This is a genomic window from Shewanella profunda, from assembly GCF_023283765.1.
GTDB lineage: Bacteria > Pseudomonadota > Gammaproteobacteria > Enterobacterales > Shewanellaceae > Shewanella > Shewanella profunda.
In genome coordinates, this window is record NZ_JAKILG010000002.1 from 39,811 (window position 1) to 53,434 (window position 13,624).

Genomic DNA, 13,624 nt, shown 5'->3' on the forward strand with positions numbered 1-13,624 from the left:
CATCAAAATCATAGATAGAAGCTTATGTTTTTTCATGGTGTTGGTTTGTAGAAATACCTTCTAACTGCACGACATTTTTACTGCCTCGCTTTGCCAGTGCGTAGTAGAACAGCGGTGTGAGGATAAGACCAAACACTGTTACCCCTATCATACCGGCGAATACTGCCACCCCCATGGCTTGACGCATCTCGGCGCCCGCACCAGTGGAGAACACCATAGGCACAACTCCCATAATAAAGGCGATAGATGTCATCAAGATAGGACGTAAACGTAATCTTGCTGCCTCTAATATCGCCTCCATAGGTGCCATACCATGGTCTTGTTTCTCTTTCGCGAACTCGACAATCAAAATAGCATTCTTAGTCGCCAGCCCCACCAGCACTATCAGGCCAATTTGGGTGAAGATATTATTATCCCCGCCGTAAATCAGCACACCACTGAGGGCTGAAAGTAAGGTCATTGGGATGATTAAGATAGCTCTCGTACTGGGCGGCTAGCACCATAAACACTAAGATGATCACCAGCGGGAAAACCAAAAGACCCGTATTGCCCGCTAGGATTTGCTGATAGGTCAGCTCGGTCCACTCATAAGTCATACCATTAGGTAAGGTTTCAGCCAAAATTTTCTCAATCGCCGCCTGCGCTTGGCCTGTACTCACTCCGAGTGCTGGACCACCGTTGATTTCAGCGGTTGTGAAACCGTTATAGTGCATCACTCTGTCAGGGCCTGAGCTTTGGCTGACGTTGATGAACGAACCTAGCGGGATCATGTCACCATTCAGATTCGGCACCTTTAGCTGACTTATCTGCTGCGGACTTTGACGGAACACCTCGTCGGCTTGCATATTCACCTGATAGGTTCGACCGAAACGATTGAAGTCGTTGACATAGGTCGAGCCCATATAGGTTTGTAATGTCTGGAAGATTTGATCGAGCGACACTGCCTGCTGTTTCGCTTTAGTACGATCAATATCCAGTTCAAGTTGCGGCACATTCACCTGATAGCTAGAGAAAACTCCAGCTAACTGAGGATCGGCCCACGCCTTGTACATCACTTGTTGGGTCACCTGATACAAGGCCTCATAACCAAGGTTGGCTCTGTCTTGAATTTGCAGACGGAACCCTCCTATAGTGCCGAGGCCTTGCACAGGTGGCGGCGGGAAGATGGCAATAAACGCGTCTTGAATAGCAGCAAATTGCTGATTCAATTGTCCTGCAATGGCATTCGCCGACAGTTCAGGACTGGTACGCGAGTCAAAATCATCGAGCGCGACAAACACCACGCCTGAGTTAGGACTATTGGTAAAACCGTTGATGCTAAGGCCAGGAAAGGCAATCGAGTGCGCGACTCCGGGGTGATTTAGTGCAATCTCAGACATCTTCTTGATCACACTATCCGTACGCTCAAGGGATGCCGCATCGGGCAACTGGGCAAAGGCCACTAAATACTGTTTATCTTGGCCGGGCACATAACCCGTTGGTGTATTGGCAAATTGCACACCCGTTAACGCCACCATGCCTAAATACACTAGACCAATAATGCCGCCAAAACGGATCACCTTACGCACTAAGTAACCATAACCATCGGATGCGCGGTTAAATAAGCGATTAAAGGGTACAAATAACCAAGCACCAAACAACTTATCCATTAGACGGGTTAAGCCGTCCTTAGGTGCATCATGGCTCTTGAGTAACAGCGCCGATAATGCCGGACTTAGGGTCAGTGAGTTAATCGCCGAGATAAAGGTCGAGATAGTAATAGTCAAGGCAAACTGTTTATAGAACTGCCCAGTTAAACCGCTCATAAACGCGGTTGGAATAAACACCGCCGCCAGCACTAAGGTGGTTGCCACAATCGGGCCAGTCACTTCCTTCATCGCCTTTTGCGTTGCCGCTACTGGGCTTAATCCTGCGGCAATATTACGCTCGACGTTTTCGACCACGACGATGGCATCATCAACCACGATACCGATGGCGAGCACCAGCCCGAATAGCGACAAGGCATTTAACGAGAAACCGAGCAGATGCATAAAGGCAAAGGTACCGACCAAAGACACAGGCACGGCCACCAGCGGAATAATCGATGCGCGCCAGGTTTGCAGGAACAGTACCACCACTAGCACCACCAGCAACACGGCTTCGAGCAGGGTTTTTACCACAGCTTCAATCGAGCCACGCACGAAGACCGTCGGATCGTAAACGATTTCGTATTCGAGTCCTTCAGGGAATCCTTTAGATAGCTCTGCCATTTTGGCGCGCACATCGTCGGAAATTTGAATCGCGTTAGAGCCCGATGCTTGGAATACAGGAATGGCGACCGCATCCTTATTATCGAGTAAAGAGCGCAGTGCATAACTGGTGGCACCCAACTCGATACGGGCAACATCTTTTAGGCGGATCACTTCAGCGTTTTGGCCGACTTTGATGATGATATCTTCAAATTCAGACAGTTCAGTTAAACGACCTTTAACGTTAATTAAGAGTTGAAAGTCGGCACTGCCACTGGGCTGAGCACCTAAACTGCCCGCTGCCGCCTGTTGGTTTTGCTCACGCACGGCGGCAATAATGTCCGCAGGCGATAGGCCCAGTGCCGAGACTTTATTCGGGTCGAGCCAAATTCGCAGGCTATATTCCCCTGCACCAAACAAACGTACCGCACCCACACCTTTAATCCGCGCTAACTCGTCTTTAACGTTCAGCGCCGCATAGTTAGACAGATACAACATGTCGTAACGGTTATCCGGCGATAACAAATGCACCACCATGGTCAAGTCTGGCGATGATTTTTCAGTGACTATGCCTAAACGTTGTACTTCCTGTGGCAGACGCGGCATAGCCCTATCCACTCGGCTCTGCACTTGGGTTTGTGCCTTATCCACATCCGTGCCAATCGCGAAGGTGATGGTCAAGGTCATGCGTCCATCGGACGTCGCCTGCGATGACATATACAACATGTCTTCGACGCCGTTGATTTCCTGCTCGAGTGGTGAAGCAACTGTCTCGGCAATCACCTTAGGATTTGCGCCAGGATAGTTAGCGGTGACCACTACGGTTGGCGGCACCACTTCAGGATATTCAGTTATCGGCAACTGCCAAACGGCAATCGCCCCCGTGATAAAAAACAGCAGTGACAGTACGGCTGCAAATATCGGTCTCTTAATGAAAAACTGCGACAACATAGTGTGTTATTCCTTAACTGCGGCGAGCCGTTTCGACCGTTTGCGCCGTCAAATTATCTTGATTTTTATCGAGTATTAACTGGGCTTGGCGCAGTGCTTCGAGCTTGTCGCTATCTGCCATTTCAACTATGTTTGACTCAATTTGCATCTTAGGGCGAACACGTTGCATGCCATTGACGACGATCTTGTCTTCCGCCATCAAGCCTTGGGTTACAATGCGTAGTCCTTGGACTTTCTCACCTAAGGTCACGCCGCGATATTCGACCATGCCATCATTGCCAACGACCAGCACAAACTTATTATTAAGATCTGTGCCAACGGCTTTATCGTCAATCAAGATGCCCTCATAGGCGCCACTGCCCGCGGTGCGAAGACGCGCAAACAAGCCAGGCAATAAACTATTGTCTTCATTGTCAAAAGTGGCTCTAACTCTAATTGTACCCGTCTGCTTATCCATCGCATTGTCAACAAAGTCGACCATGCCGATATGCTGATAATCGCGTTCATTGGCTAAGGCCATATACACAGGATTATCGCCGGCGCGGGGATCGTTACGCTTGTTTTGCGCGGTTAACTTGACGTATTTAAGGTAAGTTTGCTCGTCCACATCGAAATAGGCATACATGCTGGCGGTGGACACTAAACTGGTCAGTACACTTTGCCCTGCGGTGACATAGTTGCCCGCGGTGACATTAGCGTAGGATACGCGGCCATCAATCGGTGCTTGTACTTGGGTATAGGCTAAATCGAGCTCGGCGCGCATCAGTGCCGCCTTAACCGAGGCCACCGCCGCCGCCATTTGACGTTTGTTCGACTCACGGGTATCGAGTAACTCAGCGGATACCGCCTTTTGGTCAAACAACTTACGAGCACGCTCAAGGTCGTTAGTGGCCAGTTGCTCAGCAGAGAGTGCGCTAGCAAGATCTGCTTTTAACCGGGCCACTTCCACTTCAAACACGCTTGGATCGATACGAAACAACACATCGCCTTTTTTCACTAAGGCGCCTTCTTTAAAATTCACTGAGTCGATATATCCCGAGACTCGTGGGATAAGGATGACACTTTCTGGCGCCTGTAAACGGCCAGTAAACTCATCCCATTCGGTGACTCGCTCATGCAATACTTGGGCGACATCGACCTTAGGCGTACTCGGTGCTGGCCCCTGCTGCGCTGTTTGCTCACCACAAGCTGAAAGAACGAAAGCGGCCACAGCCGTTAACATCATTATTCGTAAGGGTTTGTTACTCATCATATTACTATCCTCAAGGTGGCGGGCATTTCACGCTGTTCGAACTACACACATTCATCTGTGTTACAAACCAAACCGAATAAATACCGACTGGTAAAAAATGTTCTGTACTGAACGGTAATATATAGCGTAAAATGACTCTGTCAACAAATTTATGTACCGATAGGTATTAAATTAAAAGTGCGCACTTACCTTAGGTATGAATTGCGCCCTGAGGCGGAAAGCCACAAGTTTGATCTTCAAAGTATTTTTATGAAATTGAGGCGAACGCTGACTGACACGGATTGAATGCTGAACTTAGGTGACACTTCGATGACTAAGTAGGACAAATCCCCTTAGTCAGTCATCAGTGAGCAAGAGTGGCTGGACATGAACTAAACCCATGTCTATCCTAGGGGCAATTGAAAATTGAGGAGCCTAATGATGTCAACCGTCACCCAGACGCCCTGTGTAGGTCGCCCGCGAGCCTTCGACACTGACGATGCATTAGAAAAAGCCTTAGAAGTCTTCTGGCGCAAAGGTTATGAAGGTACATCGTTAACCGATCTCACCCAAGCTATGGGCATTAATAAGCCTAGCCTCTATGCTGCCTTCGGTAATAAAGAACAGTTATTTCTCAAAGCGATAGAATTATATGAACAACGTCCCTGTGCATTTTTCTACCCCGCACTTGAACAGAAAACTGCCTATCAGGTCGTTGAGTCTATGCTAATGGGTGCCGCCAGCTCTTTCGTGGATAAAAGCCACCCCCAGGGATGTTTGATTGTTCAAGGCGCTTTGGCCTGTAGTGAAGCGGGGCAAGCGATAAAAGATACCCTGATCAGTCGTCGCCGCGATGGTGAAATCGCCCTGTGCGAGCGACTCCAACGTGCCAAAGATCAAGGCGATTTGCCCGTAAATGCCGATCCATTACTGCTTTCCCGGTATATAGGTACGGTATTGCAAGGTATGGCAGTACAAGCCACCAACGGTATTTGCCCACAGGAACTGCGTAAAGTAGCAGAGTTAGTGCTCGCGAATTTCCCCAGAAATCATGCGCTATCTTAGCGATAAGTGACCGCTACATAATAAAATCCCCAGTGAAAGCATGGCATTACTGGGGTTATTTTTTCGGTTGAAACCTTAACTATTCACGGCATGAGACATCTGCATCGGATGCAACATATTTTATCCAATCAAATTACCTTAGTGACTAATTTATAGGAAACCACAGTGCAACCTCGCTATCGCACTGGGATTTTTGCGCTTCTGAGGATGTTTAACAAAAGGTCTAACTCGCTAGAAAATCATTAGCCTACCTATAAAGACTTATGCTATAAACGCCCTATCTTGAGCAGACTCAAATGGAAGTAAAATGCGCATAGAGAGTAGAGCAAGTATTAAAATGCGGCAGGCATTTTATTTGCCCTTATCATTTATGCTTGGCACATTATTGCTACTTATTACTCTTTTATATGGCATAGCACAGGCTCAAGAGAGCGATGCAATCTCCCTTGCCGCCCCAATTAATACTGTTACCTTAGCCGCCGAAGATGGTTGGCCGCCCTTTGCTAACCAACTTGGTCAAGGCATTTCCCATCGCTTAATCCAAGCAGCATTTAAACAGTCGCATATTGAAGTGAACAGCCTCGTTGTGCCCTATTCCCGCGCATTAATGATGGCGGAAAAAGGTGCCGTTGATGGCGTATTCAATGTCACCCGCGAAGCCAGCACTGAGCAACGTTTTGTATTTGGACAGATCCCTTTATTTGTTGCAACGGCATCATTTTATCAAAAAAAACAAAAGCCTATTCTTGCTAACAATAAATGGATGTTACCAAAGGGTACCGTTGTTGGCGTAATAAAAAGCTATGAATATGGCGATGATTTCCCCAAGCTAGTCAAACAACAACAGCTCAATATTGTCACAGTCGCCAACCAACAGCAGCTGATCAATTTATTGTTAATTGGTCGTATTGATACTGCGTTAATGTTCGATATGGTCGCAAAAGAGAATCTACACAAGATGGGGGTTAGCGACGAAATCGTCCCCATATTTCATAACCACAGCAGCGATATTTACTTAGCTTTTTCGAAGGAAAACCCACAGGCCGCACTGTTAGCACAAGCTCTGGATGAAGGGATCATTCAGTTAAAACACAGTGGACAATATCAGCAACTGCTCACCATTGAGCGCTAGGGTTAAGTTAAGTAACTTATCGCTATATCTAAGACTGTTGCGATCGAATAATCTCTTGATTTACCCAGTGTAATAACTGTTTTATCGCCTTTGACAGTATTTGGTTCTGGCGCACTATATAACCTAAACTCGTGCTCGGAAATTGCGGTAATGGTGTGACTTTGGTTACCAAATTGGTCTTAGTGTAAATTGAAAACTCCGGCACTATTGCTACGCCAAATCCCGCTTCTGCCCAGTCAATCTGGGCATCAACACTGCCCACCTCCATAATGCGATAGCTTGGTAAATTAAGCGATGGTAAAGCGGGATCCAGCAATTCCCTAGTGCGAGTGTCATGCCCAAGCAAAATGAGAGTAGGTTGCTCGGCAAGTGGCGCATCGGCGGCCAGCCTTGCCTGTTGCCAAAGTTCTAGGTTATCGCCTAAAGCACACCATTTAATCTGTTGCAACTCAGTAAAATGAAGCGGTTGGCTCTCTTTTTGTGCAATAACAAACCCTAAATCAGCTTCTGCATTAGTCACTAATTCCGAAGCTTGGGATGAGGTTGTATTGAGCAATGAAAAATCGATACCCGGGAATTCAGCTTTAAATAATTGAAAAGGTTGAATAAGTAGTAATCGCGAAATGATATCACTGGCGGCTATGGTTAACGTCCCTTGGCTAAGATCGTTGATGGCATTGAGATCCGCTTGACAGATCTGCAGCTCCATTAAAGTCTTTTGACTGCTTTCTAATAGACGAAATCCCGCCTGCGTTAATCTAAAGGGATTACGTTCAATCAGCTTTACCCGAGTGGTTTGCTCCAGTTGCTTAATATGCAGGCTCACATTAGGCTGCGTCATATGCAGCGCAATCGCTGCCTTACCAAAATGCTTAAATTCCGCCAGAGTGACAAAAGTCTTTAACCAATGAAGATCGAGCATAGCGCCACCTTTCAGACAGAAATGGAGTTAATTATAGCCAATTGTATATGAGATCCTTATCAGCACGATAACTATAATTAATTTCTCTTATTCATATTGGAGGTCTAGCATAACCGCTTAATCAATGTGGAGATAATGTTATGCCGTCGATCGTGGTTGTGGGTGCAAATTGGGGTGATGAAGGCAAAGGCCGCATCGTGGATTTTCTAGCCGCGGATGCCGCTGCCAGTATTCGCTTTCAAGGCGGTAACAACGCAGGTCATACCGTAGTTAACGACTATGGCACCTTTAAGTTACACCAATTACCGAGTGGCATTTTCAACCCTAACTGCATTGCAGTATTAGGCCCTGGCATGGTGATAAGTCCAGAAGCACTGAGCAAAGAAATTGCCGAAGTGCAAGCGACTGGCGTTGAAGTCAAACTGTGTATTTCTGATCGCGCTACCCTGTGCTTACCTTTGCATGCATTAGAAGATACCTTAGAAGAACAACGTCTTGGCGATTTAGCCTATGGCTCAACCCGTCAAGGGATTGCACCTGCCTATGGCGATCGTGTGATGAAAAAAGGCATTTTAGTCGGCTGGTTAAACCAACCAGAAGTGCTACAAGAACGCATTCAATTTATGCTCGACTGGAAAATGCCGCAATTAAAGGCACTTTATCCAAGCTGCGATTTCAATCAAACCGCCGCCGAAATGACAGCATGGTTATTAGACGTGACAGCGCCTTGGCGTCCATTTATTTGTAACGTGACTGAGCCATTAAAAGCATTACAAAAACAAGATGCTAGCTTACTGTTTGAAGCGCAATTAGGTGCTGGCCGCGACTTAGTCTATGGCGAATATCCTTATACCACATCGTCAAACGTGACTGCGGCTTACGCAGGTATCGGCAGCGGTTTACCGGCACTGCGCCCTGAGCGCGTGATCGCTGTGGCTAAAGCCTTTAGTTCATCCGTGGGTACTGGCACCTTAGTGACAGCAATGGAAGAGCAAGACGCCTTCCGTGAAAATGCCAACGAATTTGGTGCAACCACAGGTCGTCCACGTGATATGGGATATTTTGATGCTGTTGCCACCCGTAATGGTGTTGAGCTGCAAGCAGCAACGGAAATTGCTTTGACTAAGATTGATTGTCTATCGGGCATGAAAGATCTGAAAATCTGTGTCGCCTATGCCGGTGAGCACACTGAAAACCCAATTTGGCCACAAACTGCGGCGTTAAGCCCAGTGTATGAGCAAATGCCAAGCTGGAGTGAAGATATCACTGGTTGTCGCACCTTCGAGAGTCTGCCAGTGGCAGCACAACAATATGTTGAGCGTATCGAAGCCTTAATGGGCGTGCGTGTCAGTATGGTGTCAGTGGGACCTGAGCGCGATCAAATGATCATCCGCTAGTCGCGAAGTTTACCCTACAAAAAAACCATATTCGCCTCGGTGAATATGGTTTTTTGTTTTCTTGCTTGTTAATTTTTAAAAAGTTACACCAACCATATAAAAATGCTAATACTCTTCCCTCCATACTTGATGTCCATTTTTAGTTTTGTTTGTCTGTATAAACCGCTAAACTGCGCGCTATAACAAACTCTCAAACTAGCTTAAATCCCATGCCGCATTTTAGCCCTACTTATTCTTTTCCTGTGCAAATCTACTACGAAGATACGGATTTTTCTGGTGTGGTTTATCACCCTAATTTTTTGAAGTACTTCGAGCGCGCCCGCGAACATGTAATAGGTGCCGAACGCTTAAGTTCGTTATGGCAACAAAGCCAACTCGGTTTTGCCGTATATCGCAGCGATATGTTGTGCCATGAGGGCGTGGAATTTGCGGATATTATCGATGTGCGCACGCGGTTTTATTTCGAGAGCAAATACCGCACAGTGTGGCATCAGGAGATTTGGCGCCCTCAGGGGAAAAAACCTGCGGTCACTGCAACAATTGAAATGGTATGTATGAACCAAGCGCGCCAATTAGCGCCTATGCCCGCTGACTTGATTGCGGCTTTAAGTGTTGATTTTAATTCAAGCATGTAGAATTTGCTACTGCGACCCAAGGACTCAGTAACAATCTATCTATTTGAAAGGATTACCTTAAGCACCATGATGTAACTGAGCCCAATTCATTTCTAGTTCGGTAGCGCTCATGGGCTTAGCGTAATATATTCCCTGCAGGGTATCAGCCCCCATAGCCACTAAAATTTTCCGAACTTCTGGTGTTTCAACGCCCTCAACAGTCACGTCATAACCCAGTTTTTTCGCAATATTGATACTCGCCTCGAGAATGTACGCCGATGATTTATCCTGCTCAATATCCTTTAAAAAGGCTTTATCGATTTTGACTTCATTCACAGGTAAATGCTTTAAATAGGCGAGTGATGAATGCCCAGTACCAAAGTCATCAATCGCGAGACGAACCCCCAACGCACGAATTTTATCTAAGGTTTCAACCGCTTTATTTAAGTCCGACATCAAGGTACTTTCCGTAATTTCAATCATCAAAGATTCGGGCGGTAAATGATAATAGGCAAGGCGCGATGCAATTTCCTGTGGCAAGGTTTCACTGTCCAGATCCCTTGTTGAAAGATTAACCGCCACACATAAATTAATCCCAGCAGCACGCCATTTTTCCTGTTGGGCTAAAACCTGTTCAAGCGCCCACTGACTGACTAAGTCAATCATCCCGGCATATTCAGCCAGAGGAATAAACTCTCCAGGGGAGATAGCCCCTAGCTCCTCATGCTGCCAACGTATTAATGCTTCGACTTGGGTACATAAGCCAGTTTGCACATTTTGCTTAGGTTGGTACACCATATATAAATGATTACTCTGTAACCCTTTGGGAAGGTTATCAATGATTTTTAGCTCCCGCAGTTGCCGTATATCATCATTCTCACTGTAACAGGCAATAGCACTACGTGTTACTCGGGCTTTTTTAAGGGCAAGATCGAGTCTTCGCAACATTTGGCTTGCATCGGCATGGTGTGATTGAAGCTGCAGACATCCAATCTGCACACGGACACTAACAGGCGTGTCCTTAATGCGAAAGGGCACTTGTAGGCGGCCACGTAGATGTAGCAATTGTTCTTCTGTTAGGGTTTGGTCGTAATAAAGAAAAAACTCATCACCGTTTAAACGAGCAATTAATCTAGGGGTGAGACTGAGAGTATTTAAACGCCCAGCAAACTGCTTAAGTAGAATATCGCCAAACACAAAGCCAAAGAGATCGTTGACATAACGAAACCGATAAATATCGAGTAAGACCATAGTCCCTTGGGTAAGAGGCATCATAGACGCTAAGGTACGTTTAAGGCCTACTCGATTACTAAGACCTGTAAGCTTGTCTTTACCCACTACCGCAGGCAAGGCGGTTAGCATCTCGTTTAAGGAATAATAAAGCGCAGCAAACTCTTGGGGAACAACAGCAATATTAAGGGATCGACGTTCAAGCTTTTGCTGATCGAGTTGAAAGCATAGCTGGGCCAAAAACCGTTGCTGCAGACGCAGAGAGTGATATTTTGTCAGCAAAATATAGAGCACACCTATCAAGATGATAAGCAACACTATACCGATAAATCCCATCGTGATCATCCCTAGGCCTCAACCTTAGCGCGTAACCTAACAACTATTGGTAACTTTCTCTAATCGAATGAAATCTATCCATAAACTCATCACTGGCTAGCTCATCTGCTGACACTGGTAATCCCCTCGTAACAAACACATCAAGGCGTTGTTCAAGCTCAGCTCCCGTCCGTAGTTCACCCGTATAGAAGGCTGCCGCACGGATAAAATCTAAGTAAGTGACATGTTCTGGTAGATAAGGTAAATCCGCCCAACGTTCGACCACTTCCATCACTTCAGGCGCAAAATCCCAACTTTTTAACACGGCTCGCCCTAGTGGGCCCTGCATTTTTCGCACTAATGCCCGCAGTTGGTCAATACTGGTAAACAACTCGGGGTGTGCCTCGGCCTCGGTGAGTACGGGTAAAGCACCAATATTATGCACTAAACCCGCTAAGGTTAAGGTATCGGAGTTTAGTCTAGTCGGGGGGCGACGTTTATTGTACATCTGCAATATAGCGCAAGCAGCAGCGGTCACATCAATAGAAGTACGCCACACTTCATCCATCACTTCCCACACCATTTCATTGGTGGAAATAAAGAGTTGCTCCATGGCAACTGAAGTAGCGATAGTTTTGATCTGAATTAAACCAATTCGGGAAACTGCGCTACGAATACTTTCTGCAGGAATACCTCGGCTGTATAAAGCACTGTTGGCCACTTTGATAATGCGGGCTGAAATAGCCGCATCTTGGCCTATTACTTCGGCCACTTGTTTAAGGCTTGCATCTGGGCGCCCGACAACTTCTTGTACCCGCATTGCCACTTCAGGCAAGGTGGGTAACACTAAGGCATCATCTTTTAGTTTTTTTAATAATCCGACTAACAGTAGATGTTCAGTAGACATCTTAGCTCCCATCAATCTGCGAACATTCATCTTGAATACTTGGAGTATATCAGTTGGCTGTGATGAGATGAGTAGAAAAAGCAACTGACGTTAATAATTTGTATACTTACGTTAGAGATTATACTCAACACACTGCTATATTCATAAAGTGCGAACTACAGCTAAAGTTAGGCGCCGCCATTTGCATAACCCTACTCCCATTGTGTAAAATGCCGCCCCCGCGCATTGCGCCTCTATCGTATCAATTAATTCGAGAGTCATTATGTTTAAACCAGAGCTACTTTCGCCCGCTGGGACGCTGAAAAATATGCGCTACGCCTTTGCCTATGGTGCAGATGCAGTGTATGCCGGTCAGCCAAGATATAGCTTAAGGGTACGTAATAACGACTTTAAGATGGAAAACCTTGCCACAGGGATTGAAGAAGCCCATGCGCTCGGTAAAAAGCTGTATGTAGTCAGCAATATTGCGCCACACAATGCCAAACTTAAAACCTATATCAAGGACATGGAGCCCGTAGTGGCGATGAAGCCAGATGCGCTGATTATGTCCGATCCCGGTTTGATTATGATGGTGCGTGAAGCGTTTCCCGATCAAGTCGTGCATTTATCCGTGCAAGCCAATGCCATCAACTGGGCCTCGGTCAAGTTTTGGCAAAGCCAAGGGATTAAACGGGTGATTTTGTCACGGGAATTGTCTTTAGATGAAATTGAAGAAATTCGTCAGCGTTGTCCCGATATTGAACTCGAAGTTTTTGTGCATGGCGCCCTGTGTATGGCTTATTCAGGCCGCTGTTTACTTTCGGGTTATATCAACAAACGCGATCCAAACCAAGGCACTTGCACCAATGCTTGTCGCTGGAAATACGATGTACACGAAGCGCAGCAAAACGATAGCGGTGACATCATAGCCATGCCAAATGCGGTGCAAATTGAAACGCCAACCACCTTAGGGGCAGGCGCTCCGACAGATCAAATTTTCCTATTACAGGAAGCTAATCGCCCCGGCGAATATATGCCAGCCTTTGAAGACGAACATGGCACTTATATCATGAACTCTAAGGACTTACGTGCAATCCAACATGTAGAGCGCCTGACAAAGATGGGGATTGACTCACTCAAAATTGAAGGCCGTACTAAGTCTTTCTATTATGTCGCGCGTACTGCGCAGCTCTATCGCCAAGCGATTGAAGATGCTGCATCGGGTAAAACCTTTGATCGTAGCTTGATGAATCAATTAGAGGGTCTCGCCCACCGAGGTTATACTGAAGGCTTCCTACGTCGCCATGTGCATGATGAATATCAAAACTATGACTATGGCTACTCTGTCAGCGATACCCAACAATTTGTCGGAGAGCTAACGGGTAAACGCAACCTTGCGGGGCTTGCCGAAATCGAAGTGAAAAACAAGTTTTCCGTGGGTGACAGTGTTGAGCTGATGACTCCACAAGGCAATATCAGTTTGACGATTGAGCAACTCGAAAATCGCAAGGCTGAAGCGGTTGCAGCTGGTTTAGGTTCTGGACACATGGTATATCTTCCCGTACCGAAGGAAGTCGACTTAAGCCACGGAATTTTACTGCGTAACCTGCCCCACGGTCAGGATACGCGCAACCCCCATGAACTAGGTTAAGC

At 46.5% G+C, this 13,624-nt stretch carries 9 protein-coding genes and 1 pseudogene; 5 read left to right on the plus strand and 5 right to left on the minus strand.

Annotated elements, in window-relative coordinates; genetic code table 11:
- Nucleotides 1-22: 22 nt before the first annotated feature.
- Both L2744_RS01225 and L2744_RS01230 read right to left on the minus strand, forming a co-directional pair.
- Nucleotides 23-3,179: pseudogene (locus L2744_RS01225) on the minus strand (efflux RND transporter permease subunit).
- 13 nt (nt 3,180-3,192) lie between these two features.
- The gene (locus L2744_RS01230; protein ID WP_248990339.1) at nt 3,193-4,431 is read right to left on the minus strand and encodes an efflux RND transporter periplasmic adaptor subunit; all 1,239 of its coding nucleotides are present in this window, start codon (nt 4,429-4,431) and stop codon (nt 3,193-3,195) included.
- 417 nt (nt 4,432-4,848) lie between these two features.
- Here L2744_RS01230 and L2744_RS01235 point away from each other — a divergent pair, with 417 nt between their 5' ends.
- Together L2744_RS01235 and L2744_RS01240 are read left to right on the plus strand one after the other, a co-directional pair.
- Nucleotides 4,849-5,475 (plus strand): TetR/AcrR family transcriptional regulator, encoded by a 627-nt coding sequence (locus L2744_RS01235; RefSeq protein ID WP_248990340.1) that lies wholly within the window; start codon nt 4,849-4,851, stop codon nt 5,473-5,475.
- 307 nt (nt 5,476-5,782) lie between these two features.
- Nucleotides 5,783-6,607 carry a substrate-binding periplasmic protein gene (locus L2744_RS01240; protein ID WP_248990341.1) on the plus strand — a complete coding sequence of 275 codons (825 nt, stop codon included), beginning with the start codon at nt 5,783-5,785 and terminating at the stop codon, nt 6,605-6,607.
- A gap of 28 nt (nt 6,608-6,635) precedes the next feature.
- Here L2744_RS01240 and L2744_RS01245 read toward each other — a convergent pair whose 3' ends face one another.
- Nucleotides 6,636-7,529 carry a LysR family transcriptional regulator gene (locus L2744_RS01245; RefSeq protein ID WP_248990342.1) on the minus strand — a complete coding sequence of 298 codons (894 nt, stop codon included), beginning with the start codon at nt 7,527-7,529 and terminating at the stop codon, nt 6,636-6,638.
- A 140-nt stretch (nt 7,530-7,669) separates the two neighbouring features.
- On the opposite strand from L2744_RS01245, the gene L2744_RS01250 reads away from it, so the two are divergent.
- A complete protein-coding gene (locus tag L2744_RS01250) occupies nt 7,670-8,926 on the plus strand; it encodes an adenylosuccinate synthase (protein WP_248990343.1) in 1,257 nt (418 codons plus the stop codon).
- Nucleotides 8,927-9,135: 209 nt separating this feature from the next.
- Nucleotides 9,136-9,561, plus strand: coding sequence for a thioesterase family protein (locus L2744_RS01255; RefSeq protein WP_248990344.1), 426 nt, complete (start codon nt 9,136-9,138; stop codon nt 9,559-9,561).
- A gap of 57 nt (nt 9,562-9,618) precedes the next feature.
- Here the strand turns inward: L2744_RS01255 and L2744_RS01260 are convergent, their stop codons facing one another.
- Together L2744_RS01260 and L2744_RS01265 are read right to left on the minus strand one after the other, a co-directional pair.
- Nucleotides 9,619-11,115: a putative bifunctional diguanylate cyclase/phosphodiesterase gene (locus L2744_RS01260; protein WP_248990345.1), complete on the minus strand. Its 1,497-nt coding sequence runs from the start codon at nt 11,113-11,115 to the stop codon at nt 9,619-9,621.
- A gap of 34 nt (nt 11,116-11,149) precedes the next feature.
- Nucleotides 11,150-11,992, minus strand: a complete 843-nt coding sequence (locus L2744_RS01265) for an HDOD domain-containing protein (RefSeq protein WP_248990346.1) — start codon at nt 11,990-11,992, stop codon at nt 11,150-11,152.
- Between the two features lie 262 nt (nt 11,993-12,254).
- On the opposite strand from L2744_RS01265, the gene trhP reads away from it, so the two are divergent.
- A complete protein-coding gene (gene trhP, locus L2744_RS01270; protein ID WP_248990347.1) occupies nt 12,255-13,622 on the plus strand; it encodes a prephenate-dependent tRNA uridine(34) hydroxylase TrhP in 1,368 nt (455 codons plus the stop codon).
- Nucleotides 13,623-13,624: the final 2 nt, after the last annotated feature.

Coding starts and splice junctions, on each gene's coding strand:
- L2744_RS01230 (WP_248990339.1), bottom strand. CDS start 4,431: ATGATGAGTAACAAACCCTTACGAATAATGATGTTAACGGCTGTGGCC.
- L2744_RS01235 (WP_248990340.1), top strand. CDS start 4,849: ATGATGTCAACCGTCACCCAGACGCCCTGTGTAGGTCGCCCGCGAGCC.
- L2744_RS01240 (WP_248990341.1), top strand. CDS start 5,783: ATGCGCATAGAGAGTAGAGCAAGTATTAAAATGCGGCAGGCATTTTAT.
- L2744_RS01245 (WP_248990342.1), bottom strand. CDS start 7,529: ATGCTCGATCTTCATTGGTTAAAGACTTTTGTCACTCTGGCGGAATTT.
- L2744_RS01250 (WP_248990343.1), top strand. CDS start 7,670: ATGCCGTCGATCGTGGTTGTGGGTGCAAATTGGGGTGATGAAGGCAAA.
- L2744_RS01255 (WP_248990344.1), top strand. CDS start 9,136: ATGCCGCATTTTAGCCCTACTTATTCTTTTCCTGTGCAAATCTACTAC.
- L2744_RS01260 (WP_248990345.1), bottom strand. CDS start 11,115: ATGATCACGATGGGATTTATCGGTATAGTGTTGCTTATCATCTTGATA.
- L2744_RS01265 (WP_248990346.1), bottom strand. CDS start 11,992: ATGTCTACTGAACATCTACTGTTAGTCGGATTATTAAAAAAACTAAAA.
- trhP (WP_248990347.1), top strand. CDS start 12,255: ATGTTTAAACCAGAGCTACTTTCGCCCGCTGGGACGCTGAAAAATATG.